Here is a 24580-nt window from a genome sequence, read left to right as displayed (position 1 = left end):
TCACTTGGCCGAAACCTCTGCGGGGCCGGGCTCCCGAGGACGGCGGGCCGGGTTGACCCGAACGGTCCTCGGGCCCGGCGCCCGACGCGCTGTGACACTTCCGCGCGGACCGGCGCTGATCACCGTGGGAGGGCGCGCACTCGGCACGGACGAGGACGGTACTTGGGTCAGGGAGCGGAACCCCGGCGCGGGCAGGTGTACGACGGGGAACTGGGCGCGGCCGTCGCGCGGGCCCAGCAGGGTGACGAGGCGGCCTTCGCGGCCGCCTACCGGTTCGTGCAGCCCGGGCTGCTCGGCTATCTGCGCGGCCTGGTCGGGGACGACGCGGAGGACGTGGCGTCCGACGCCTGGCTGGAGATCGCCCGGGACCTCGGGCGGTTCCGGGGCGACGGGGCCGGCTTCCGCGGCTGGACGGCGACCATCGCCCGGCACCGGGCGCTGGACCACCTGCGCCGGCAGCGGGTACGGCCCCGGTCGTCAGCGCTGGAGCAGGACGTCCTGGACCTGCCCGGACCGCAGAGCACGCACGACCAGGCGCTGGAGGCCATTTCCACCGCGCACGCCCTGGAACTGGTCCGGGGGTTGCCGCGGGACCAGGCCGAGGCCGTGCTGCTGCGGGTCGTGGTCGGCCTCGACGGCCCTGCCGCCGCGCGGGTCCTGGGCAAGCGGCCGGGTGCCGTACGCACGGCCGCCCACCGGGGTCTGAAACGCCTCGCCGGGCAGCTGGGCGCGGAGAGTGTGACGGATGAGGCTCCCCGGACGCTGGGTGAGTCGACGTAGCGGAATCGGTGGTTTCGCTGACGGCCCGGCCGGGTCGCGCGGACCCGGCGCCCTGAACAGGGCGGACCGGCGGGACGTACTGGGGCCCGGCGCCGGAGTGGCAGCGGGATCGATCGGATCGAGCAGGGACGGAAACGGACATGGGTGAACGGCCGAGCGACGGCGGGCTTTCCGGCCGTGGTTCCCGCCATGCCCTCCTCGACTCCGGTGTGGAGGCGCTGATCATCGCCTCCCTCGTCCGGGACGGTGTCGACGCCGAGGCCGAGCAGCGGGCCGTGGCCGCCTTCCGGGCCGCCCGCGACGCCGGGGCCCAGCGCACCCGCCGCCGGGACGACTGGCGTGCCCGCGAGCGGCGTCCCCTGGGGCGGTCCCTGAAGACGACGCTCTCCGTGCTGCTCGCCAGCCTCACGCTGGGCGGCGTCGCCGTGGCGGCGATCGGCGTGGCGGGATCGCCGCAGGAAGGTACGAAGGACGCCCCGGAGCGCCGGCCCGCCCCGAGCAGCACCCCGCGCGACCCGGCGGGACAGCCTCCCAGCGGCGGCCACAGTCACAGCCCAGGCGCCGGCACCGGACCCGGATCGGTCCCGGCGCACTCCGCGCGGCCCAGCCCCGCTCAGGACACCGAAGCGCAGTGCCGCGCCTACGAGGAGGTCCGGCAACGGGGCAAGGCGATGGAGGCGTCGGCCTGGCGGCGCCTGGTGGCTGCCGCGGGCGGTGAGAGCAACGTCACGGCGTACTGCTCCGAACAACTGGGCGAGCCGCAGGGCAAGGGCGGTGGCTCCGGGAACGGCGGTGCCGTCGAGGACGACGTCACACCCACCGCGAACAGCGGCGCGGGCAACGAGTCGGACAACGCATCGGACAAGAGCGCGGACGCCGACGCGGGCAAGACCCGGAGCGAGGACAAGCGCTCACGGCCCAACAGCCGTCGCCCGTAGAGGATTCCGCGAACGCGGGCCGTCATGGCCGAGCGCTGCTGCGACCCCCACGCTCCCCGCCATGGCAACGGCCGAGGCCGCCACCCCCCACAGGAGAGGCCCCGGCCGTCGCGCGGCACGGGCCGCGCGGCGGCCCGTACTCCCTACAGCGCCCGGTGTGCGTTTTCTGTCACACCCCTCCGCGTCACGGCTTAGTTGCATCCTGGACGGACATGGACGGGGAGTGGTTTGAGGTCGTAACGTGCCGTTCGCGCCAAGGCGAAGGCGGTACGACCACCGCAACCACCTGCGGGCTTGTGACCGCAACCACCAATTGAGCAGACAACGGCGAGAACCCGGTCCGCGAAGGCGGCGCCGGTTCAGGCGCAGAAGGGCGCGCGGTGCTGGGGGACGACGCGGAGCTGACCGCCGCGGTGCGCGCGGCACAGGACGGAGACGAGAACGCGTTCCGGACTGTGTACCGCACCGTGCATCCGCGGCTGCTCGGGTACGTACGGACGCTGGTCGGCGACCCCGACGCCGAGGACGTGACGTCCGAGGCGTGGCTCCAGATAGCCCGCGATCTGGAGCGGTTCACCGGCGACGCGGACCGCTTCCGCGGCTGGGCCGCCCGGATCGCCCGCAACCGCGCCCTGGACCACATACGCATGCGTGGTCGCCGGCCCGCGATCGGCGGCGACGAGACCGAGCTGACCGGCCGCGCCGCCGAGTCGGACACCGCCGGTGAGGCCATCGAGGCGCTCGCCACGAACGGCGCGTTCTCCCTGATATCCCGGCTGCCGCAGGACCAGGCCGAAGCAGTCGTGCTGCGTGTGGTGGTGGGGCTCGACGCGAAGACCGCCGCCGAGACGCTCGGAAAGCGCCCGGGCGCGGTCCGCACGGCGGCGCACCGGGGCCTGAAGCGGCTCGCCGAGCTGCTCGGCGGCGATCCGCAGGCCGATCCGGAATCGGCCGGGGTGCTCGACGCCCTGCCGCCCCAGAGAGAACCGCGCGGCGGTGCGGTGACGTCCGCCGGTGTGACGCACAGCGTCGCGCGGACGCAGAAGGATGTGTGATGGCCGACGAGCAGTACAGGTGGCTGGACCGCGAAACGGCGGAGCGTTTGCTGAGCGGAGAGCCACCCGCAGCTGTCGAAGGCGCCGGCCGGGAGCAGGCCGAACACCTGGCCAGGACCCTCGGCGCGCTGTCCGCCACACCCCCGCTGACCAGCGATGAACTCCCTGGCGAGGCCGCCGCGGTGGCCGCTTTCCGCAAGGTCCGCGCGGAACGCGCCGACGCGGCCGCAGCCCGTACGGACACCGGGGGACAGGCCGTCGCCCCGGTCACCGACGCCGGGCTGGTCCGGATAGGAGCCCCCGGTGACAGCGGCACCGGCACCGTCCGGCCGCCCCGCTGGGCCCGCCCCGTACGCCTTGCCCTGGCCGCCGCGCTGGCCGTCGGCATGGCCGGCGGGGTCGCCCTCGCCGCCGGAACCGGAGTCCTGAGGGCACCGTTCGGCGGCGACGAGCCGCAGCCCGGCGCCTCCGTCTCGGCCTCTGTCACTCATTCGGAGCGCCCGCTGGTGTCGCCGTCGCCGAGCGGCGCCGTCCAGGGGGGTTCCACCCCTGACGACGCCCCTGCGCAGGGCCGGGACGAGCAGCGCGACGACGCCGCCCCGGCGCCGGACGAGCAGAAGGACCGCTCCGGCGACCGCCGCAGCGAGATCACCGCCGCCTGCCGCGACCTGCGCGACGGAAAGCGGCCGGACCCCGACCGCAGGCGAGCCCTGCGGGACGCGGCGGGCGACCTGCGGGTGTCGCGGTACTGCAAGGGCGTCCTGTCCTCGGCCGGCCCCCGCTCGAAGGAGCGCCGGAACGACGACCGCGCGGACCAGGGACAGCAGCAGGGCAAGGGCGCGGACCGCGACCGGCAGCAGGACCGTCAGCAGGACCGGAAGCAGGACCGTCAGCAGGACCGGCAGCAGGACCGTCAGCAGGACCGGCAGCAGGACCGTAAGCAGGACCGTCAGCAGGACCGGAAGCAGGACCGTCAGCAGGACCGGAAGCAGGACCGTCAGCAGGACCGGAAGCAGGACAAGGCCGAGCAGAAGGCCGAGCGGCAGGCCGAGCGGCAGGCCGAGCCGAGGTCCCAGAAGCGGGCCGGAAAAGGTTGGGACGACGGTGACGACGCGGGCCGTGACCGGATCCGGCCGGCCGGGACCACTCCTGCGACGCTGTGACCTGCGGTTTCGTACTCCATGAAAATGGCCCGGCCGAGGGTGTGACGTTTTCGGCCGCCCTGGCGCAGTAATGAGTGAGCCGACTGGTCATCGGCCGTCGCACAGAGCCGGGGTTCCCCCCGTACCTACGGCTCGTGCACTGAGCGCGGGCGGGACACGTTCCCCCGGTCCCGCCCGCGCCCCAACTTCCTCTCCCCGCCGTCACCAGGACACGACGACCTTGTCGCCGTTGCGGACCTGCGCGTACAGCTGTGCGATCGCCACCTCGTCCCGTACGTTGACGCAGCCGTGCGAGGCGCCCGCGTAGCCCCGGGCGGCGAAGTCCGCCGAGAAGTGCACGGCCTGGCCGCCGCTGAAGAACATCGCGTACGGCATGGGCGAGTCGTAGAGCGTCGAGACGTGGTCGCGGGACTTCCAGTAGACGGAGAAGACGCCCTCCCGGGTCGGCGTGCCCTGCGAGCCGAAGCGGACCGCCATCGTCGACACGGTCCGCCCGTCGATCATCCAGCGCAGTGTCCTGCTGGTCTTGTCGATGCACAGCACCCGGCCGGACCGGCAGCGCGGGTCCGGCGGGTCGGCCGACTGGCCGCCCATCAGGTACAGGTCCCAGTGGCCCGGCTCGCGCGTCATGCCCAGCAGCCGCTGCCAGGTGACGGCGTCGGTCGTCCCGGTGCGCGGCAGCCCGCGCTTGCCCTGGAAGCCGCTGACCGCCCGTCGCGTCGGCTCGTCGTACCTCCCGGTCGGGCCCTCGAAGAGCCAGGCGACCTGGCGCAGCCGGGCCTGGAGCTCCCGGACGCCGCGGCCGGTGTCGCCGCGTGACCACAGCACGCGGGGCGGGGTGGGAGCGGCACGGGGCTTGTCGTCGCCCGACGGCGGCGCGGAACGCGGCGTGGCGCCGCCACCGGCGGGCGTACGGCCCTGCGACGGGGTGCTGCTGGGCAGCTCGATGTGCACCGGCGAGCGGCGCTTGCCCTCGCCGTCGGGCGTCTGCACCGTGCAGCCGGTCAGCGCGGCCAGTACGGCGAGTCCCGCTACGAACGCTCTCCCCATGCCCGTACTACGCACACGGCCCCCCGCTCGTCTCACCGGCACGCCCGGATGTCACCTGAGATGTTCCCCGGGCGTGACCCGCCGCGAACCAGGGGGCATGGTGGTGAGCGAGGTCACTGCTCTGCGGGAGGCAACCCACCATGGCGCGTGAGTCGGAGTCCGGACTGCCCATCGAGCCGCTCTACGGTCCGCAGGACCTGGAGGGCTGGGATCCGGCGGAGAAGCTCGGGGAGCCGGGGGCGTACCCGTACACCCGTGGTGTGTATCCGTCGATGTACACCGGCCGGCCCTGGACCATGCGCCAGTACGCCGGTTTCGGCACGGCCGCGGAGTCCAACGCCCGCTACCGGCAGCTGATCGCCCATGGCACGACGGGGCTGTCGGTCGCCTTCGACCTGCCCACCCAGATGGGCCACGACTCCGACGCGCCGATCGCCCACGGCGAGGTCGGCAAGGTGGGGGTGGCCATCGACTCGATCGAGGACATGCGGGTGCTGTTCGGCGGGATCCCGCTCGACCAGGTCTCGACGTCGATGACGATCAACGCCCCGGCGGCCCTGCTGCTGCTTCTGTACCAGCTGGTGGCCGAGGAGCAGGGGGTCCCGGCGGACCGGTTGACGGGCACGATCCAGAACGACGTGCTGAAGGAGTACATCGCCCGGGGCACCTACATCTTCCCGCCCAAGCCGTCACTGCGGCTGATCGCGGACATCTTCAAGTACTGCCGGGCCGAGATCCCGAAGTGGAACACCATCTCGATCTCCGGCTACCACATGGCCGAGGCGGGTGCCTCGCCCACGCAGGAGATCGCCTTCACTCTGGCCGACGGCATCGAGTACGTGCGCACCGCGGTCGCGGCCGGCATGGACGTCGACGACTTCGCGCCCCGCCTGTCGTTCTTCTTCGTGGCCCGCACGACGTTGCTGGAGGAGGTGGCGAAGTTCCGTGCGGCGCGGCGGATCTGGGCGCGGGTGATGCGTGAGGAGTTCGGCGCGAGGAACCCCAAGTCGCTGATGCTGCGCTTCCACACCCAGACGGCCGGGGTGCAGCTGACGGCCCAGCAGCCCGAGGTCAACCTGGTCCGCGTCGCCGTGCAGGGGCTGGCCGCGGTGCTGGGCGGGACGCAGTCGCTGCACACCAACTCCTTCGACGAGGCCATCGCCCTGCCCACCGCCACATCCGCCCGCCTCGCGCTGCGCACCCAGCAGGTCCTCGCCCACGAAACCGATGTGACCGCCACCGTCGACCCCTTCGCCGGGTCCTACGTCATCGAGAAGATGACCGACGACGTCGAAGCCGCCGCCGTGGAGCTGATGGCCAAGGTCGAGGAACTCGGTGGCGCCGTCGACGCCATCGAGCACGGCTTCCAGAAGAACGAGATCGAGCGCAACGCCTACCGCATCGCCCAGGAGACGGACTCCGGCGAGCGGGTCGTGGTCGGCGTCAACCGCTTCCAGCTCGACGAGGAAGAGCCCTACGAGCCGCTGCGCGTCGACCCCGCCATCGAGGCCCGGCAGGCCGAACGCCTGGCCACCCTGCGCGCGGAGCGCGACCAGCCGGCCGTGGACGCGGCCCTGGCCGCCCTGAGGAAGGCCGCCGAGGGCGAGGACAACGTCCTCTACCCCATGAAGGAGGCACTCAGGGCGAGGGCCACCGTGGGCGAGGTGTGCAACGCGCTGCGCGAGGTGTGGGGGGCGTACGTCCCGTCCGACGTCTTCTGACCCGCAGCCGGGCGGGGATGTCTGACCTGCGTGCGACACTCATTCGCATGTTCGGTGTCGTCGATCTGCCCACCTACCTGGCGGGCCTCGTCCTGATCGTTCTGCTGCCCGGTCCCAACTCGCTGTACGTGCTGTCCGTGGCCGCCCGCCGTGGCGTGCGCGCCGGGTACACCGCCTCGGCCGGAGTCTGGTGCGGGGACACGGTGTTGATGACGCTGTCCGCGGCCGGAGTCGCCTCGCTGCTCCAGGCGAACGCCGTGTTGTTCGCGGTCGTCAAATACGCGGGGGCCGGATATCTGACCTGGCTCGCCATCGGCATGCTGCGGGCCGCGTGGGGCATGTGGCGGACACGTGCGGAGCGGACCGCCGGCGACGAGGCGCCCGCGCCCGCCGAGGAGCGGCCCTTCCGCCGTGCCTTCGTCGTCAGCCTGTTCAACCCCAAGGCGATCCTCTTCTTCGTCGCCTTCTTCGTGCAGTTCGTGGACCCGGGGTACGCCTACCCCGCCCTGTCCTTCGTCGTCCTCGGCGCCCTCGCCCAGTTCGCCAGCGTGCTCTACCTCAGCGCGCTGATTTTCGGCGGCACCCGGCTGGCCGCCGCCTTCCGCCGCCGCAGGCGCCTGTCGGCGGGGGCGACCTCGGCGGCGGGTGCGCTGTTCCTGGGGTTCGCGGTGAAGCTGTCGCTGGCGAGTTCGTAGCGCGCCCGGACTAGCCCTGGCCGAAGCGGGCCAGGTGGTCCGGGAGCCCGGCCGCCGTGTCCCCGGCCCAGCCGACATGGCCGTCGGGGCGGACGAGGTACAGGCCGGGCCCGTACACGGCGGGTGCGGGGCCCCGTACGACCGGGATGCGTGCGCCGAGGTCCGGTGCCTGCGTGTCCCCGAGCGCCAGCAGTGTCCAGTGCGGGCCGCGGAACGCGTCGAAGAGCCGGACACCGGCCACCCTCCCGTCGGGTGCGCGGTCGCCCGCCCGCAGCGGGCCCGGGTGCGTCCGGGTCTCGCGGGTGAGCGGTGACTCCCGGTAGCCGATCCCCAGTTGGCGGGTCGCCTCGCCGCGCCGGGTCTCGCCGCGGTGCACGCGCGTGGACAGACCGAGCACATCGGCGGCTATGGGCCGACGCTCCTCCTCGTAGGAGTCGAGCAGGGCCGGGTCCGCGCCGTCGCGCAGCACCGCGCCCAGCTTCCAGCCCAGGTTGTAGGCGTCCTGGACGCTGGTGTTGAGGCCCTGGCCGCCCGCGGGGGAGTGCACGTGCGCCGCGTCACCGGCGAGGAAGACCCGCCCGGAACGGAAGCGGTCCGCGAGGGCCGCCCGGGGGCGGAAGTCCGAGGCCCAGCGCAGCTGCGTGACGGACTCCGGTGCGAGGTGCGAACGTGCGGCGACGACCTTGCGTACGCCCTCCAGCGAGAGGTCCGGGGCCGTCCCCTCCGGGAACTGCGCCACCAGTTGGAAGTCCTCGGTGCCGGCCAGCGGGCAGATCGCGAGGAAGCCGTAGCCCTCGCCGGGCGGGAAGATGTGCCAGTCGTCCCGGCCCAGGCCGCTGATCCGGACGTCCGCCACCAGCGTCGGGTTCGGGTCGACCAGCTCGCCCGTCATGCCGATGCCGAGCAGCCTGCGCACGGTCGAGCGGCCGCCGTCCGCCGCCACGGTGTACCGGGCGGTGACGGCCTCGCCCGAGGCGAACTCGGCACGCACCCCGTCCACGTCCTGGGTCAGCCCGACGACCTCCCGGCCGAACGCCACCTGTCCGCCCAGCTCCTCCAGCCGCGCCCGCAGAATCTGCTGCGTGCGCCACTGCGGCACCATCCACGGCTCGGTGTACGGCGCGTCCTCGCTCGGCTCGGCCGCGTCGAACATCCGTTGCTCGCCGACCCGTTCGCCGTCCTGCCAGATCACCCCCATCGGGTAGGGGCCGCCCGCCGCCCGGATCGCGTCGAGCACGCCCAGGTCGTCGAAGACCTCCATCGTGCGCGGCTGGATCCCCTTGCCGCGCGAGCCGGGGAACAACGCCCCTGCCCGCTCGACGACCAGCGCGGCCACGCCCCGCCGGGCGAGGTCGATCCCGAGTGCCAGGCCCGTCGGGCCCGCGCCCACCACCAGCACGTCCGTGTCCATCGGCCCCACTCTCCTTAACGTTGTTAAGTAACCTCGCTCCCGAGGATTGCCTTAACGGTGTTAAGTTGTCAAGCGTGAGTACAGAACGACGCGAGCCCCTCGACCGCCGCCGGGTCGCGGACACCGCGCTGCGGCTGCTGAACGAGGTGGGCCTCGACGGCCTGACCCTGCGCGCCATCGCCCGCGAGCTGGACGTGAAGGCGCCCGCCCTCTACTGGCACTTCAAGGACAAGCAGGCGCTGCTCGACGAGATGGCGACGGAGATGTACCGCCGGATGGTCGCCGGGACCGCCCTCGACCCGGCCGACACCTGGCAGGACCGGCTGCTCAAGGCCAACCGGGGCCTGCGCGCGGCCCTGCTCGGGTACCGGGACGGCGCGAAGGTCTTCAGCGGCTCACGCTTCACCGGCATCGAGCACGCCGGACCGATGGAGGACAACCTGCGCCTGCTCACCACCGCCGGGTTCACCCTCGCCCAGGCGGCCCGCGCGCTCACCACGGCGTACCTGTACACGCTGGGCTTCGTCACCGAGGAGCAGGGCGTCCAGCCGCTGCCGGGTGAGCGCTGCGAGGGCTACGACACGGACGAACGCGCCCGCCTGATGGCCGACTTTCCCTTGTCGGCCCAGGCGGGCGCGGAGATCTTCGAGGACTACGACCGGCACTTCGAGGAGGGACTCGCCCTCGTGATCGACGGGATCGGGGCGCGCTACGGCATCCCATGACGCGGTCCGGCGGGTCAGGACCGTTTCGCGCGGGCCCGTCGTACGGCCCGGGTGATGACGGGCGGCAGCAGGTCCTTGGCGAGCCGGCGGGCCGCGGACGGGGCGGGCCGGGCCGGCCGCGCCGCACGCGCATCGCTGACGTCGGGGGCGGGGACCGGTGCGGGCGCGGGCTCCACGTAGTGTCGCGAGGGCGGGAAGGCCGGTGGCTTCATGCCCCGGGAACGGGTCCGGATCAGCCGGTGCCCGGCAGCCTCCTGCACGCTCAGCCCGACGTCCGTGCGCAACCGGAGCATGGCGAGCAGCTCCTCCTGGAGCGGCTCGGGGTCACCCCAGGTCGCGTACAGCTTCTGCGTGCTGAGGCAGATCGGGCGCAGACCGCGGTTGAGGACGGCCTCCCAGGCGGCGACCGAGACACCCGGGGTGTGCTCGGACCGGAAGTCGTCCAGGACCACGATGCCCTCGGGCAGCAGGATGTCGTGGGCCGCGCCGATGTCGCCGTACACGTGCTCGTACAGGTGCGAGGCGTCGATGTGGATGAAGCGGCAGGAGTCCGGGGCCACCTTCTCCTCCACCAGGGAACTGGGACCGGTGATCACCGTGGGCAGGGTGTCGTGGAAGGAGAGGTAGTTCCGCTCGAACGCCTGCTGGGTGAGGGAGGCGTACGACTTGGCCGACTCCGCCTTGTTGGCGTCGTCCGGGGCGTCGCCCTCGAACAGGTCGCAGACCGTGAACCGCTCGCCGTCCTGAAGGTGGTGGCCGAGGAGGATCGCGCTCTTGCCCAGGTAGACGCCGAGCTCCAGCAGGTCACCCTTTATGCCGGACTTCTTCTGCTGTTCGAGGAGCCAGGTGAACAGCGTCTGGTCCAGGGCCGGGAACCAGCCCGGGACGTCTGCGAGTTCGCCGGGGTGCGCTTCGGTCGCTTGTGCGTGGGTCATGAGACGAGCCTTCTCCTTGAGCGTTGCCCCGATCGACGGCCTGCTGAACGTCCCGTGAACAGCGTCAGCGGGTCTTCGTCAGAGCCGCCCGGAGCCGGGGCGTCAGCGGCTTCTCCACATATTTGTGCAGCAGCCACGCCAGCAGCAGCATTGACGCCACCGTCAGCCCGAAGGTCACCCCGGAAGCCAGCCCCAGACCACGGTGCAGGGCCTGGATCACCACCCAGCCGAGATGCTCGTGGACCAGATAGAAGGGGTACGTCAGCGCGCCCGCGACCGTCAGCCACCGCCAGTTCACCCGGCCCAGCAGGCCCAGCGCGATCGCGGCGACCGCCACGAAGCCGAACGTGACGACGGCGACGATCCCGAACGACGAGCGGTAGGAGAAGGCCTCCGGGTCGGGGGCGTGCCACAGCGACTGCACCGCGTAGTGCTGGCCGATCAGCCAGCTGACGGCCACGATGCCCCACCCGTGGACGTCCCGCCGGTCGCGGTGCACGAGGTAGAGGCCGACGCCGCCGATGAAGAAGGGCGCGTACTCGGGCATCAGGACGATGTCGAGCAGGGGCATGTTCGCGTTCTCGGCTATCACGGCCGCCAGCATCCAGCCCGCGCAGAACATGACCACCCGGCGGCGGTTCGCCCCGGGCAGCACGACGCACAGGGCGAACAGGGCGTAGAAGCGGACCTCAGCCCACAGGGTCCAGCACACGCCGAGCACCCGGTCCACGCCCAGGGGCATCTGCAGCATCGTCAGGTTCACCAGGGCGTCGCTCGGCGAGACCGCCTTGTAGGCGACCACCGGCAGTGCGAAGACGCCGGTCACCAGCAGGACCGCCGCCCAGTAGGCGGGCAGCAGCCGGGAGGCACGGGAGGCGAAGAACGACTTCAGGGGCCGGCCCCAGCCGCTCATGCAGATCACGAACCCGCTGATCACGAAGAAGACCTGGACGCCGAGGCAGCCGTAGGCGAACAGGGAGTGCAGGGTCGGGAACTGCTCCCTCGGCGAGGTGCCCCAGGCCTGGGCGACCTCACCGCCGCGCCCGCCGTAGTGGTACAGCGCCACCATCAGCGCCGCCACCAGCCGCAGTCCGTCGAGGGCGCGCAGCCGGCCCCCGGACTCCCTTCTGCGCCGTGGGACGGTCGTGGCGCCCGGTGGTTCGACCAGCACGGCGACGCCGGGCTGTGGCTTGTGGGTGCTGACGACCGTCTCGGTCACGCTGAAAACCTCTGTGTGGCTCGTATGTCCTTTGCCTGAGCCGCCTGTGGGCGGGCGCCTGTCACCCTAGGACGAGAGTTGACGGAATCATGTTCGATGGCGACAGGCTTCGCCTGCCGGTCCCCATGGGTTCATCTGGATGTCGCCGGGGCCGGCCGGGCCGCCGGGCGGGACCGGCTCAGCGGCGTACCGCCTTGCGCAGGGCCCGGGCCCGCCGGACCACCCGGCGTGCCGTGGAATTGCGCGGCAGGAACGCCAGCCGCTGCGGAATGCCCCCGGGTAGCCCGAGCGCGGTGAGGCGGCGCTTCTTGAAGTAGCGCCGGGTACGGGGGCCGAGGTGCCGGGCGAGGAACTGTTCGGCCTGCGCGCGCTGGTCCGGGTAGATCTGCGGCTGCATGGTGAACCCGAGAGTCGTCAGGAGGGCCGACAGCCGCTCGGCCGGCGGGACGTCACCGTCCTCGCCGCTCTCCAGGTCGGGCAGCAGAGCGTCCGCCAGCGTGGTCGGTACCCGGTTGCTGTTCTGATACGGCGTCAGCCGCTCCAGCAGCAGCTCGGTCCCGATGCGCGCGACCGGCAGGTCGTAGAACGCGGAGGCCGTGAACAGCGCGGTGGAGAAGCAGCCGACGACCAGCGCGGGCCGGGTCCGGTCGAACAGCACCTCGGCGAGCACGGGCGTGTCCAGGACCGTGAGGTCGACGCCGAGCTTCTCCGCCTCGGTCTCCAGGGCGCGGCTGTACCGGGCCGGTGCGGTCGGGTGGGGCTTGAAGACGACCGTGCGGTGGCCGCGGGCGACCGCGCCCCGCATCATCCGCACGTGCAGGTCCTCCTCCTCCTCGGGGGAGAGGATGTTCAGCGCCGACAGATACTGGCCGAGCAGCAGCGCCGAATCGCCGGGCAGGGCGGGCAGTTCGGACACGGTCTCGGTGACCTCGCCGAGCACCTTCAGGAAGGCCGGCGTCGGCACCAAGTGCGCCGGCACGCCGAACTCGGTGAGCAGCATCGGCGTGAGTCCCGGCACCAGGTCGAGGTGCAGCAGCCTGCGCACGCGCGTGCCGACCAGCGGATCGAGCTTGTTGCGGGTGGGGCCGTAGCTCATCAGCCCGTCGGCGTAGACGTCGACGGGAGCGTCGGTGAACAGCTGGGCCACTGTCAGGGCGGGCGCCACCTGGATGGATTCGAGCACCAGACTCACCCGGTCGTCGCCGAGGCCCCACAGCAGCCGCAGATAGCGCTCGAAGAGCGGGATGTCGTCGGCGCGCGGCGTCCAGGCCCCGGGGTGGAAGGGACGGATGGCCTCGTTCCAGGACAGCACCTCGTCGAAGTGCTCGCGCAGCGGGGCGAAGCCCGGCATCTCGTCGAGGGCCGGAGTGGTCTCCGGGGTCGCGGAGTTGTTGAACACCAGCAGCACCCGGCGGTCCGGCTCCTCGAAGAGATCGGAGTCGATCGCGGCGGCCAGGGTGGCGACGCCGTACAGCGTCGAGGCGCAGAAGATCTGAGTGGTCCCGGGCATCAGGCGGCCGCTCCCGTCGTGGTCACCCGGCGTCGCAGCCGCCGCAGCTTGGACGAGCGGTCCATGTCCATGGCCTCCAGTGCGTCGGCGAGTGCGTCCTGCGGCATGCGCCTGATGGCCGCCGCGCTCATCGACCGCAGCTGCCTGGCCACGGCCGGTTCGAACCGGTCCTCGTTGGAAAGGTGGTGGGCGATGATCGCGCAGTAGGTACGCACCGCCTTGGGCAGCAGCCGGTCGGCGTCGCGGTCCGCGGCCGTCTCCTCGATCACCTGGTCGAAGGCCCGGATGAAGTCGAGCTGGCGCACATCACCGATCTGCGTCAGGGACGAGGCCACCCCGCGCCGGTAGAACACGCCCAGCAGGCTCACCACGGCGAACGACTCCGCCTCGCGGTGCAGCTTCCAGATCCACGGCCGGTCCTCGGCCGTGCGCAGCCCGTCGGTGAAGTGGAGCACGCCCTTGTCGGCCAAGCGGCGGTGATAGGCGCCGGCCCAGGCGTAGGCGTAGTCGACGGAGGTGGAGCGGTGGGCGGGGAGGATCGCCTCCCGCGGGTCGAACGCCTCCCAGCGCCGCCCGACCGGGACCCGGTGCACGGAACGGGCGCGCGCGGTGGCCTGCACATGGTCGGTGCGCACGAAGTCGCACCCCAAGTCGTCCATGGCGGACACCAGTTCGGCGAGGTAACCGGGGGCCAGCCAGTCGTCGCCGTCCAGGAACGTCAGGTACTCGCCCTGCGCCGCGTCCAGGCCGGTGTTGCGCGCGGTGGCGAGCCCGCCGTTCTGCTCGTGGCGGATGTACCGCACCTGAGCCACGTCCGAAAGCTCCTCGGCCGCTCGTTCGAGAATGGCCGGAGTTTCGTCCTTGGAATGGTCGTCGACCAGGATGAACTCGAAATCTCGGTCGGCGTTCGACCGCAGACTTCTGAGCGTGTCCGGGGCATATTGCTGCACGTTGTAGAACGGCACGATCACGGAAAGCTTAGGCACCCGCAAAACGTTAGGAGGCCGCCCGGCAGCTGAACTTTCCGATGAAGGTACACCGGGTGAACTCCATGTGTCAGAACGGTGCACCCCGTGTACTTCCCGCCTTCCAGCAGGCCAGTTCGGCTCTCGGTGGGCTGTTGTTAACTTTTCGTTGAGTCGCGGTTCCGCCATACCTAGGATTCGCTTCCTAGCGTCTTCGACGTGCCAGTAAGTACACCGAAGCGCCCGCGAATCGCCGTCCTCGCGGACAGCGACACCCGATGGAAATGGGGTGCGCTGACCGCGGACCGCATCGCCCCGGGACCGTCCATGGAAGCCGCACCGCGCGAAGGCGCGCAAGCCGGCCCCCTTCTCGACGGATTCCTGCTGCGCGGCCGGGCGACGCCCACCCCGCGTCAGCTTCAGGAAGTGGGCGTGCGCGCCGACTCGCTGCGGGAGGTCACCGCCGTCGAGTTCCTGCGCGCCATGGGCGAGGGGTCCTACGACGTCCTGGTCCTCTCCCTGGTCGGCGGCGGTGTGCAGGCGATGCTGCACGGCCTGGCACGCGTCTGGGAGCACCGCGCATCCCGGCCCGTCGTCGTCACCGGCTACGTCGGTGTCGTCTACGAGAAGCTCGCCGACGGCCTGCTGCTGCGGCACGGCGCGGACCTGGTCCTCGCCAACTCCCGCCAGGACGCGGACCGTTTCCGGGCCGTCTACGAAGGGGTCGGCGCCGACGCCTCCGCGGTGACCGAGGTGGCCCTGCCGTTCCTCGGCGGCGCGGCCTACGAAGGCGAACACGACCCCTCTGCGCAGCAAGGACGCAGGCCCTACACGGTCGTCTTCGCCGCCCAGCCCTCCGTCCCGGACAGCCGCAAGGACCGTACGTACCTGCTGAACCGGCTGGTGCAGCACGCCCGCAGGCACCCCGAACGGCAGGTGCTGCTGAAGCTGCGCTCCAAGCCGGGCGAACACACCACCCACATCGAGGAGCTGCCGTACCAGAAGCTGGTGCAGCGCCTCGATCCGCCCGCCAACTTCAGCCTGGTGTACGGCAACATGGGCGAGGTTCTCGACCGGACCGACCTGCTGGTGACGGTCAGTTCCACGGCCGCCCTGGAGTCGCTGCACCGCCGTGTCCCGACCGTCGTGCTGACGGATCTCGGCATCCGCGAGTCGCTCGGCAACCACCACTTCGTGGGCTCCGGCTGCCTCGCCTCCTGGGACCAGCTCGACGCCGGGCACCGGCCCGTGCCCGACCAGGAGTGGGTCTCCCGCCAGGGCGTCGCCGCGGACGGCTCCTACGACTCCGCCTTCGACGCGGCCCGCGAACGCATCGCCGAGCTGCTCGGCCGGCCCGGCGGCCTGCCCCCGCTGACCCCGTACTACACCCCCGTCACCGCCCCCGGATATCTGCCCGGGATCCTCGCCCGCCACCACCTCGGCCCGGACGGCACCCCGCTGCCCGGCGCGCCGGCCGCCGACAAGGACCCCGGACCGGTCCGGCAGATCGTGCGCCGGGCGGCGCGCGGCGCCTACCGCCACGGCGTGCAGCGCGTGGCGCCCGTCATCCGGCGGATGGGGGAGCTGTGAGCCGCCCCGAGACCCCAGCCCAAGGAGTAGACCCCATGTCCCACCCGGAAGCGGGCAAAGGCGCCTCGGTGCGCCGTGTGCTCGCGGTGATCCCCGCGCGCGGCGGCTCCAAGGGCGTACCCGCGAAGAACCTCCTTCCCGTCGGCGGCGTCCCGCTGGTGGCCCGGGCGGTGCGCGAGTGCCGGGCGGCCCGGCTGGTGACGGACGTCGTCGTCTCCACCGACGACCAGGCCATCGCGGCCGCCGCCCGCGAGGCCGGTGCCGAGGTCGTGCTGCGGCCCGCCGCCATCGCCGGCGACACCGCCACCTCCGAGGCCGCCGTCCTGCACGCCATGGACGCCCACGAGGCCCTGCACGGGGCGCCGGTGGACGTGGTCCTGCTCGTGCAGTGCACCAGCCCGTTCATCGTCCGCGAGGACATCGACGGGGTGGCGGGCGCGATCGCCGAGAACGGCGCCGACACCGCGGTGACCGTGGCGCCCTTCCACGGGTTCGTCTGGCGGGACGCGGAGGACGAGATCGCGGCCGGCACCGTCGCGGAGAGCGACGCCGCCGTCGGCGGCGGCTACGGCGTCAACCACGACAAGTCCTTCCGGCCCCGCCGCCAGGACCGCCCCCAGGACCTGCTGGAGACCGGCGCCGCCTACGCCATGGAGGCGTCCGGCTTCCGCACGCACCAGCACCGCTTCTTCGGCCGCACCGAGCTGGTCCGCACGGACCCCGCGCGCGTGCTGGAGATCGACGACCCGCACGACCTCGCCCGCGCCCGGGCCCTCGCGCCGCTCTTCGACGCGGACCGCCCCGGCGCCCTCCCGACCGCCGACGACATCGACGCGGTCGTCCTCGACTTCGACGGCACCCAGACCGACGACCGGGTGCTGGTCGACTCCGACGGACGGGAGTTCGTCTCCGTGCACCGCGGGGACGGACTCGGTATCGCAGCCCTGCGCAACAGCGGCCTGAAGATGCTGATCCTGTCCACGGAACAGAACCCTGTGGTCGCCGCCAGGGCCCGGAAGCTCAAGCTCCCGGTGCTGCACGGCATCGACCGCAAGGACCTCGCCCTCAAGCAGTGGTGCGAGGAGCAGGGCATCGCGCCGGAGCGCGTGCTCTACGTCGGCAACGACGTCAATGACCTCCCGTGCTTCGCCCTCGTGGGCTGGCCCGTGGCGGTCGCGAGCGCCCACGACGTCGTGCGCGGCGCCGCACGCGCGGTCACCACCGTCCCCGGCGGTGACGGCGCGATCCGGGAGATCGCCAGCTGGATCCTCGGCCCCTCTCTCGATTCCCTCACCAAGTAAGGAACTCTTCGCCATGAGCAACAACTCCCGCATCCGCAAGTTCGGTTCGCGCGAGGCCGGCCCCGGCCGCCCCGTCTACGTCACCGGCGAGATCGGCATCAACCACAACGGCGACATCGAGAACGCCTTCAAGCTCATCGACGCCGCCGCCGAGGCCGGCTGCGACGCGGTCAAGTTCCAGAAGCGCACCCCGGAGATCTGCACCCCGCGCGACCAGTGGGACATCGAGCGCGACACCCCCTGGGGCCGCATGACGTACATCGACTACCGCCACCGCGTGGAGTTCGGTGAGGAGGAGTACGGCCAGATCGACGCCTACTGCAAGAAGAAGGGCATCGACTGGTTCGCCTCCCCGTGGGACACCGAGGCCGTCGCCTTCCTGGAGAAGTTCGACGTCCCCGCCCACAAGGTCGCCTCCGCCTCCCTCACGGACGACGAGCTGCTGCGCGCCCTGCGCGCCACCGGCCGCACGATCATCCTCTCCACCGGCATGTCGACGCCGAAGCAGATCCGGCACGCCGTCGAGGTCCTGGGCAGCGAGAACATCCTGCTCTGCCACGCCACCTCGACGTACCCGGCGAAGGCCGAGGAGCTCAACCTCCGGGTCATCAACACCCTCCAGGCCGAATACCCGAACGTCCCGATCGGCTACTCCGGCCACGAGACCGGCCTGCAGACCACCCTCGCCGCCGTCGCCCTCGGCGCCACCTTCGTCGAGCGCCACATCACCCTCGACCGCGCCATGTGGGGCTCCGACCAGGCCGCCTCCGTGGAGCCGCAGGGCCTCACGCGTCTCGTCCGCGACATCCGCACCATCGAGGCCTCCCTCGGCGACGGCGTCAAGAAGGTCTACGAGTCCGAGCTGGGCCCGATGAAGAAGCTGCGCCGCGTCGCCGGTGTGGTCGCCGAGGCGGAGATCGCCACGGCGGCGGGCGAGCCGGTCGGCGTCTGAACCCACCACCCCCACAACCCCCCTTACGACGGGACGGTCGTACGTCGATGAGCCCCCGCGCCGGGAACGCCGGCCCCCACACTCTCGCCTTCGTCGAGAGCCCGGTACAGCTGCTGAACGTGCTGGAGTGGGCGCACGCGCACGCCCCCGGCGTGGGGCTCACCCTCGTGGTGCTGTCGCCCGTCGACCCGATGACCCGCGGCCAGCTGCGGCGGATGTCCGACCTGGCCCGCGACGAGGGGCACCAGGTCCGCTGGGAGGAAGCGCGCGGCGGGCCCCTGGCGCCCTTCCAGACCATCGGCGGCCTGACCGGCCCGCTCCGCAGGGCACGCCGGGTCGTGCTGGGGGACCCCTTCTCCCGCTACGTCCAGCTGCTGCTGACGATCACCCGCGCCCGTGACCTGGTCGTCGTCGACGACGGCACGGCGACGATGGAGTTCGTCGGGCAGCTGGCCCGTGGCGAGCGGCTGGTGCGCTGGCACCGCAAGGGCGGCCGCCCCGGCCCGCGGGACGTGGTCTTCGCACCGGTGTCGGCCTCCGCCCGCCGTCGGCTGACCCCCGGGCACCGTCGCCGCATCGAGATCTTCTCCTCCATGCCGATGGAGGAGACCCCGGCGGGCGTCACGGTCAGCGCCAACGCCTTCGCCTGGACCCGGGCCCGTTTCGGCCCGCCCCGGATCACCAAGGGCGCCGACATGGTCGGCACGTCCCTGGTGGAGACCGGCGTGGTCGACGACGGCCGCTATCTGGAGGCCGTCCACGCCCTGGCCAGGGCGCACGGCGCCACCCGCTACTTCGCCCACCGCCGCGAGAGCACGGACAAGCTCCACCGCCTCGCGGTCGAGACGGGTCTGGAGATCGTCCGCCCCGAACTCCCCCTCGAACTGATCGCCCGCCGGGGCCCCATCGGCCGGACGATCCTGAGCTTCCCCTCCACCGTCGTTCACACCCTCCCTCTCGCCCTGTCCGGCACGGAGGTACGCGTCGCGGTCTGCGACATCGACCCCGCCTGGCTGACCGAGAACGCCTCCCCACGGGCCCAGGGCTTCCTGTCCGGGGTGACGGGAACGGCCCGGGACGTGCACCGGCTGTCGCCGACGGCCCCGGCGCCTCCGCCGGGCCCGCCACACCCGGGCACGGCGGATCCGGCCGGCCCCACGGGACCGGCGGGCACGGCACGCTTCACCACCCCACCCTCCACGTCGGGCCTGCCGGGCCCGACCGGGACACCGGGAGCGGTGGCGGCCGGCTAGGAAGCGGAACCGGCCCGGCCGCCGGACCGACGACAGGCCTCAGAGCTCCCAACGAAATGATCTTCGAGCCCCGATGGGGCGGATCAGTGGGTGAAGGCGACGGATTCAGCGAGATCCTTCTGAGTCTCGAGCGCGGTGAGACGTTCGGTGAGTGCCGCGTGGATTGCGCTATAGGTGTCGGAGCCGAGAGTCAGGCGCAGTGGCGGGCTCGGGTGGCGGGTCGTGTCGTAGATGGCGGCGGCGAGCTTGGCCGGGTCGCCGGTGAAGACGCTCTCGTCCGCGGTCTCCAGGTAGTGCCGGGTCCGGCCGACGGCGTTGTCGCGGTAGACGGTCGTTTCGGTGGTGTATTGCAAGGCCGAGGCGAAGCCGGTGCGCGTGGCGCCGGGCTCGACCAGAGTGAGGTGAATGTTGAAGTCGCAGACCTCGCGGCTGACGCTCTCGGTGAAGCCCTCCAGCCCCCACTTGCCCGCGTGATAGCAGCTGTGAGTGGGGATACCGACCTGGCCGCCCACGCTGGAGATCTGGATGATCCGGCCACCGCCCTGCTCACGCATCGGCTCCTGAAAGACGCGGGTGATCACCATCGGCGCGAGCAGGAGGAACCGGGAGCGTCTGCTGGAGGTCGCCGCGCAGGTTTTCGCCGAGCAGGGGCTGGACACCGCGCCGGCCGCCATCGCCAAGCAGGCGGGCGTCGGTGTCGGCACGCTCTACCGGCACTTCCCGACTCGGGAAGTCCTCATCGACGCCGCCTACCGGCGCCAACTCACCCAGGTGTGCGAGAAGGTGAACGACCTTCTCGCCCAGCACCCGGCCGCCGAGGCCACCCGGATGTGGATGGAACACTTCATCCACTACGCCACGGCGAAGAGCGGAATGTCCGAAGCCCTCAACGCGGTCATCGCCTCAGGTGTCGATCCATACTCCGACAGCCGCGCACTCCTCACCGACGCTGTCGCCACCCTCCTCGCGGCCGGCGCCCGAGACGGAAGCCTGCGAACGGACGTCGCCCCGGACAATGTCCTCCTCCTCATGGGTGGCATCGCCTATGCCGTGCGGCACGGAACCGAAGAGCAAGCCCGCCCGCTCGTCGACCTCTTCATGGACGCGATGACCAAGGACTCGACCGCGAGCTGAACCCGAGCTCCCGGACCGGCACGCCGACGCGAGCGCAGCCACGGTCAATGCGGCGAGTGGCTCGTCGGCACTCACGAGGTCCTGGACGCATGCCGCTCACCGAGTTCCGAGGGCATTCCGTCAGGAGTTCTCAGTCGGCCGCCGCAGGCGCCCCGTCCACCGGCGGCCTGCGCGCCAGCAGAAACGCGCGCGGCAGCTTCTCCCCGGCCTCCGGCTCGCGCAGGACGCGGGCGTGGAGGTCGAGGCCCGCCCTCGTGAGGTGCCCGGCGACCGTGTCGGGGGTGCGCCAGTAGTAGTCGAGCGAGATCTCCTGCCCGAAGCGCTCGGTCAGACGCTGATGCCCGTCCTCGTCCCCGGACTGGAAGCCGAGCAGCACCGGCGCCCCCGGCAGCAGGACGCGGCGGAACTCGGCGAACACGGACGGCAGGTGATCGTCGGGCACCTGGATGATCGAGTAGAGCGCGACGATGCCGCCGAGCGTCGCCTCCGGCAGGTCCAGGGCCGTCATCGAACCGACGTGGAAGCGCAGCTCCGGGTGCGCCCGGCGGGCCAGGGCCACCATGCGGGGCGACGCGTCGACCCCGAACACCGGCAACCCGGCCTCGTGCAGCCGCGCCGTCACGTATCCCGGCCCGCTGCCGATGTCCGCGACCGGCGGCCGGCCGGGCACCCCCGGCGCCCGGGCCAGCTCCACGAAGGCCTACAGCAGCGCCCGCTCCAGCGGTCTTCCGGCCAGGCTGTCGGGGTGCTCGGCGGCATAGGCCTCGGCGATGGCGTCGTACGAGGCCTGCGTGGACTCGACAAACTCGGGGGCGCGCACGAAGCGCACACTAGCGGGGGCGCGCGTCCGGCAGATGAACATGCCGGTGTTCGCCGCGCACGGCGTGGTATCCGTGGAGAGGATGGATGGATACCGGAGTCGTGGCGTCGATGTGGTCGAAGTCACACTCCGGGAGGTGGATGGCCCGGTCCGGCCCAAAAGGCAGGCGAGTTTACCCATCTCATTTGATAGCTATGCGCCGGGCGATCATATTTTCTGCCCCTATCGGGTTGAAGTTTTGTTGATCCAGGGTCGGTCGACCGCCCCGGCGCCCTACCCTTCAAAGGGTGAAGCCACTGATGTCACTGGAGTCCGAGGTCGATCTTCCCGGCGGAGCCGTACTTCCCGGTGCACTGCCCGACGCTCTGCGGGCCGAGCTCATCGCGTTCCGGCGCGACCTCCACATGCACCCGGAGCTCGGCAACCAGGAGTTCCGCACGACCGCCGCGATCAAGGAGCGGCTCGAGCGGGCCGGCCTCAAGCCGCGCGTCCTCGCCGTGGGGACGGGACTCGTCTGTGACATCGGCGTGGAGGGCGAGCAGTGGGACGGCGGTCCCAGCATGCTCGCCCTGCGGGCCGACATCGACGGCCTGCCCATTCCGGACACCAAGGCGGAGTGCCCCTACCGCTCGACCGTGCCCGACCGTGCGCACGCCTGCGGTCACGACGTGCACACCACCGTCGTCCTGGGCGCCGGCCTCGTCCTCGCCGAACTGCACCGGCGGGGCGCCCTGCCCCGCCCCGTCCGGCTGATCTTCCAGCCCGCCGAGGAGGTGCTGCCCGGCGGTGCCGCCGACGTCATCAAGTGCGGGGCGCTGGAAGGCGTCGGCGCGATCATCGCCGTGCACTGCGACCCCCGGGTGGACGCCGGCAAGATCGGACTCCGCGAGGGGCCCATCACCTCCGCCTGCGACCGGCTGGAGATCGGCCTCGACGGCCCGGGCGGCCACACCGCCCGCCCCCACCTCACGACCGACCTGGTCACCGCCGCCGCCCGCGTCGTCACCGACGTGCCCGCGCTGGTCGGCCGTCGCTTCGACAGCCGCAGCGGGCTCGCCATCACCTGGGGCCGCGTCGAGTCCGGGCACGCGCCGAACGTGATTCCGCAGCACGCCGAGCTCTCCGGCACCGTTCGCTGCCTCGACCTGGAGGCGTGGCGGCAGGCCCCCGACGTCGTGGTCGCGGCCATCGACGAGATCGCCAACCTGCACCGCGCCAAGTCGGAGATCAACTACGTGCGCGGCGTGCCGCCCGTCGTCAACGAGCCCGGCGTCACCGAGCTGCTGCGCGAGGCGATGATCGCCCGGCGCGGGGTCGAGTCCGTCGAGGGCACCGAGCAGAGCCTCGGCGGCGAGGACTTCTCCTGGTACCTGGAGCACGTCCCCGGCGCGATGGCCCGCCTGGGCGTCCGCACTCCCGGCGAACGCCATGTGCGCGACCTCCACCAGGGCGACTTCGACGTCGACGAATCGGCCATCACGGTAGGCGTGGAACTCTTCACGGCCGCGGCCCTGGTCAACGGCCTCCGCTAGCGCCTCCTGATCGGTGCCCCCTTGGGGCGCGGTGCCCCTGCCTTCTTCCGGGCGGGGCGGTCGTGCCCCTTTTTCGCGGGCGCCGGGGCTGCGGGACAGGGCACGGTGGCGCTGCTCGTGTTGTGGGGGCGCGGGGAGCTGCGCGACAGGCCGCGATGGCGCTGCTTGTCTTGGGGGCGCGGGGAACTGCGCGACAAGCCACGACGCCGCCGCACGGCCCGACGACCTTGAGCCGCACGGCCCGCCCGGGTGATGGCGCTGTTCGTGTTCTGGGGGCGCGGGGAACTGCGCGACAGGCCGCGATGGCGCTGCTTGTCTTGGGGGCGCGGGGAACTGCGCGACAAGCCACGACGCCGCCGCACGGCCCGATGACCTCGAGCCGCACGGCCCGACGACCTTGAGCCGCACGGCCCGACGACCTCGAGCCGCACGGCCCGACGGCCTCGAGCCCCACGGCCCGCCCCGCCGGCAGCCACAGCCCAGGCCCCCGAAGCCAACCGGCCGACCCTCCGGTTGCGAGCGGCGCAGCCTCACGGCAGCCTGGTGCGCGTCACGAGGTAGGCACACGCCGTGTCCCCGAGTACACCTTTCGACCCCGTTCGAACCCGTGGTTCACAAGGGCGTAACCGGCCATCGGCACGAATGGATAACGGCCCCGCGGCGAACCGTTCCCAGGAGTGTCTACGCGCGTTAATGTGCGCCGAACCGAGCACCCATCGCGGGGCTTTGGAGAATGGGGAACTTCAGATGCGTCGGATTTCCAAACTGACCCGTGTCGCGGTGGGGGTCGCGTCGCTCGGGCTCGTCGCCACGGCCTGCGGCGGCACCAGCAGTGACAGCGGCGACAGCGACAGCAACGACAAGGGCGTCGCCATCGCGTACGACGTCGGCGGCAAGGGCGACCAGTCCTTCAACGACGCCGCCTACGCCGGCCTGACGAAGGCCAAGGACGAGTTCGGCTACAAGACGGCCGACATCGAGCCCACCGAGGGCGAGACGGACGCCGACAAGGAGCAGCGCCTGGCGTCGCTGGCCAAGCAGGGCTACAACCCGGTCATCGGCGTCGGGTTCGCCTACGGCCCGGCGATGGAGGCCGTTGCCGCCAAGTACCCGAAGACCACCTTCGGCATCGTGGACTCGGTCGTCGAGGGCAAGAACGTCGCGTCCCTCGTCTTCGCCGAGGAGCAGGCCTCGTACCTCGCCGGTGTCGCCGCCGCCAAGGCCACGAAGACCGACGTCGTCGGCTTCGTCGGCGGTGTCGACGTCCCGCTGATCCACAAGTTCGAGGCCGGCTACAAGCAGGGCGTGCAGGACACCAACTCCAAGGTGAAGGTCCTGTCGCAGTACCTGACGCAGACGGCCGAGGAGGGCGGCTTCTCCAGCCCCGACAAGGGCAAGGCCGCCGCCGAGGGCCAGATCGAGAAGAAGGCCGACGTGCTCTACGCGGCCGCCGGCCTGTCCGGCCAGGGTGTCATCGAGGCCGCGGCCAAGGCGAAGGTCTGGGCCGTCGGCGTCGACTCCGACCAGTACAAGCAGGCCGCCCTGGCCCCGTACAAGAACTACATCCTGACCTCCGCGCTGAAGGACGTCGGCGGTGCGGTCTACGCCCTGTCCAAGTCGGTCCACGACGACAAGCCGCTGACCGGCACCCAGACGTTCGACCTGAAGGTCAACGGCGTGGGCCTGTCGGAGTCCAACCCGGAGTACGCGAAGGTCGCGGGTCTCCAGGACGCCGTGAACAAGGCCAAGCAGGAGATCATCGACGGCAAGATCAAGGTCAACACCGAGTGAGCAGACCGGTCTGACCAGCCGAAGCGGGCGGGCACCCTCT

General features: G+C 71.8%; 21 protein-coding genes and 1 pseudogene. 14 read left to right on the top strand and 8 right to left on the bottom strand.

Annotated elements, in window-relative coordinates; genetic code table 11:
- Positions 1–162: 162 nt before the first annotated feature.
- The 4 genes from ACZ7EG_RS07740 (at position 163) to ACZ7EG_RS07725 (ending at position 3936) form a co-directional block, all read left to right on the top strand.
- Positions 163–780, top strand: coding sequence for an RNA polymerase sigma factor (locus tag ACZ7EG_RS07740; protein ID WP_471073788.1), 618 nt, complete (start codon positions 163–165; stop codon positions 778–780).
- A gap of 140 nt (positions 781–920) precedes the next feature.
- Positions 921–1718 carry a hypothetical protein gene (locus ACZ7EG_RS07735; protein ID WP_471073785.1) on the top strand — a complete coding sequence of 266 codons (798 nt, stop codon included), beginning with the start codon at positions 921–923 and terminating at the stop codon, positions 1716–1718.
- Between the two features lie 380 nt (positions 1719–2098).
- Positions 2099–2773: an RNA polymerase sigma factor gene (locus ACZ7EG_RS07730; protein WP_471073782.1), complete on the top strand. Its 675-nt coding sequence runs from the start codon at positions 2099–2101 to the stop codon at positions 2771–2773.
- The gene (locus tag ACZ7EG_RS07725) at positions 2773–3936 is read left to right on the top strand and encodes a hypothetical protein (protein WP_471073779.1); all 1164 of its coding nucleotides are present in this window, start codon (positions 2773–2775) and stop codon (positions 3934–3936) included. The genes ACZ7EG_RS07730 and ACZ7EG_RS07725 overlap by 1 nt, the downstream gene beginning before the upstream one ends.
- Before the next feature lie 201 nt (positions 3937–4137).
- Here the strand turns inward: ACZ7EG_RS07725 and ACZ7EG_RS07720 are convergent, their stop codons facing one another.
- Entirely contained in the window at positions 4138–4986 is an 849-nt protein-coding gene (locus tag ACZ7EG_RS07720; RefSeq protein WP_471073776.1) for a L,D-transpeptidase family protein, read from the bottom strand.
- 140 nt (positions 4987–5126) lie between these two features.
- Between ACZ7EG_RS07720 and ACZ7EG_RS07715 the strand changes: the two genes are divergently transcribed.
- Both ACZ7EG_RS07715 and leuE read left to right on the top strand, forming a co-directional pair.
- Positions 5127–6707, top strand: a complete 1581-nt coding sequence (locus tag ACZ7EG_RS07715) for an acyl-CoA mutase large subunit family protein (RefSeq protein ID WP_471073773.1) — start codon at positions 5127–5129, stop codon at positions 6705–6707.
- Between the two features lie 47 nt (positions 6708–6754).
- On the top strand, positions 6755–7402 hold the full coding sequence (gene leuE / locus ACZ7EG_RS07710) for a leucine efflux protein LeuE (RefSeq protein ID WP_471073770.1): 648 nt from the start codon (positions 6755–6757) through the stop codon (positions 7400–7402).
- A gap of 10 nt (positions 7403–7412) precedes the next feature.
- On the opposite strand, the gene ACZ7EG_RS07705 is transcribed toward leuE, so the two are convergent.
- Positions 7413–8813 (bottom strand): FAD-dependent oxidoreductase, encoded by a 1401-nt coding sequence (locus ACZ7EG_RS07705; RefSeq protein WP_471073767.1) that lies wholly within the window; start codon positions 8811–8813, stop codon positions 7413–7415.
- 74 nt (positions 8814–8887) lie between these two features.
- Between ACZ7EG_RS07705 and ACZ7EG_RS07700 the strand changes: the two genes are divergently transcribed.
- Positions 8888–9538: a TetR/AcrR family transcriptional regulator C-terminal domain-containing protein gene (locus ACZ7EG_RS07700; RefSeq protein ID WP_471073764.1), complete on the top strand. Its 651-nt coding sequence runs from the start codon at positions 8888–8890 to the stop codon at positions 9536–9538.
- Positions 9539–9552: 14 nt separating this feature from the next.
- On the opposite strand, the gene ACZ7EG_RS07695 is transcribed toward ACZ7EG_RS07700, so the two are convergent.
- The 4 genes from ACZ7EG_RS07695 to ACZ7EG_RS07680 all read right to left on the bottom strand — a co-directional run bounded on the left by ACZ7EG_RS07695 (position 9553) and on the right by ACZ7EG_RS07680 (position 14188).
- Positions 9553–10473: a class I SAM-dependent methyltransferase gene (locus ACZ7EG_RS07695; RefSeq protein ID WP_471073761.1), complete on the bottom strand. Its 921-nt coding sequence runs from the start codon at positions 10471–10473 to the stop codon at positions 9553–9555.
- A 64-nt stretch (positions 10474–10537) separates the two neighbouring features.
- Entirely contained in the window at positions 10538–11692 is a 1155-nt protein-coding gene (locus tag ACZ7EG_RS07690) for an acyltransferase family protein (protein ID WP_471073758.1), read from the bottom strand.
- Between the two features lie 178 nt (positions 11693–11870).
- On the bottom strand, positions 11871–13202 hold the full coding sequence (locus ACZ7EG_RS07685) for an alpha-2,8-polysialyltransferase family protein (RefSeq protein WP_471073755.1): 1332 nt from the start codon (positions 13200–13202) through the stop codon (positions 11871–11873).
- Positions 13202–14188 (bottom strand): glycosyltransferase family 2 protein, encoded by a 987-nt coding sequence (locus tag ACZ7EG_RS07680; protein WP_471073752.1) that lies wholly within the window; start codon positions 14186–14188, stop codon positions 13202–13204. The genes ACZ7EG_RS07685 and ACZ7EG_RS07680 overlap by 1 nt, the downstream gene beginning before the upstream one ends.
- A 198-nt stretch (positions 14189–14386) precedes the next feature.
- Here ACZ7EG_RS07680 and ACZ7EG_RS07675 point away from each other — a divergent pair, with 198 nt between their 5' ends.
- The 4 genes from ACZ7EG_RS07675 to ACZ7EG_RS07660 are packed head-to-tail and all read left to right on the top strand — an operon-like array spanning position 14387 to position 19263.
- On the top strand, positions 14387–15757 hold the full coding sequence (locus ACZ7EG_RS07675; protein ID WP_471073749.1) for a DUF6716 putative glycosyltransferase: 1371 nt from the start codon (positions 14387–14389) through the stop codon (positions 15755–15757).
- Positions 15758–15792: 35 nt separating this feature from the next.
- Positions 15793–17058, top strand: coding sequence for a cytidylyltransferase domain-containing protein (locus tag ACZ7EG_RS07670; protein ID WP_471073746.1), 1266 nt, complete (start codon positions 15793–15795; stop codon positions 17056–17058).
- A 13-nt stretch (positions 17059–17071) separates the two neighbouring features.
- Positions 17072–18010, top strand: a complete 939-nt coding sequence (locus ACZ7EG_RS07665) for an N-acetylneuraminate synthase family protein (RefSeq protein WP_362234901.1) — start codon at positions 17072–17074, stop codon at positions 18008–18010.
- A gap of 47 nt (positions 18011–18057) precedes the next feature.
- Entirely contained in the window at positions 18058–19263 is a 1206-nt protein-coding gene (locus tag ACZ7EG_RS07660; RefSeq protein ID WP_471073742.1) for a hypothetical protein, read from the top strand.
- An 83-nt stretch (positions 19264–19346) separates the two neighbouring features.
- Here ACZ7EG_RS07660 and ACZ7EG_RS07655 read toward each other — a convergent pair whose 3' ends face one another.
- Positions 19347–19847 (bottom strand): SDR family NAD(P)-dependent oxidoreductase, encoded by a 501-nt coding sequence (locus tag ACZ7EG_RS07655; RefSeq protein WP_471073739.1) that lies wholly within the window; start codon positions 19845–19847, stop codon positions 19347–19349.
- Here ACZ7EG_RS07655 and ACZ7EG_RS07650 point away from each other — a divergent pair.
- Positions 19837–20397 carry a TetR/AcrR family transcriptional regulator gene (locus ACZ7EG_RS07650; RefSeq protein ID WP_471073736.1) on the top strand — a complete coding sequence of 187 codons (561 nt, stop codon included), beginning with the start codon at positions 19837–19839 and terminating at the stop codon, positions 20395–20397. The genes ACZ7EG_RS07655 and ACZ7EG_RS07650 overlap by 11 nt on opposite strands.
- 130 nt (positions 20398–20527) lie before the next feature.
- Here the strand turns inward: ACZ7EG_RS07650 and ACZ7EG_RS07645 are convergent.
- A pseudogene (locus ACZ7EG_RS07645) lies at positions 20528–21259 on the bottom strand (class I SAM-dependent DNA methyltransferase).
- 257 nt (positions 21260–21516) lie between these two features.
- Here ACZ7EG_RS07645 and ACZ7EG_RS07640 point away from each other — a divergent pair.
- Positions 21517–22749, top strand: coding sequence for a M20 family metallopeptidase (locus tag ACZ7EG_RS07640; RefSeq protein ID WP_471074856.1), 1233 nt, complete (start codon positions 21517–21519; stop codon positions 22747–22749).
- Between the two features lie 747 nt (positions 22750–23496).
- A complete protein-coding gene (locus tag ACZ7EG_RS07635; RefSeq protein ID WP_471073733.1) occupies positions 23497–24540 on the top strand; it encodes a BMP family lipoprotein in 1044 nt (347 codons plus the stop codon).
- The last annotated feature ends 40 nt before the right edge of the window (positions 24541–24580 follow it).

The sequence above is a fragment of the Streptomyces sp. NPDC037100 genome, from assembly GCF_055606225.1.
Note: the sequence above shows the minus strand (reverse complement) of the source record. Positions and strands in the feature narration are given on the sequence as shown.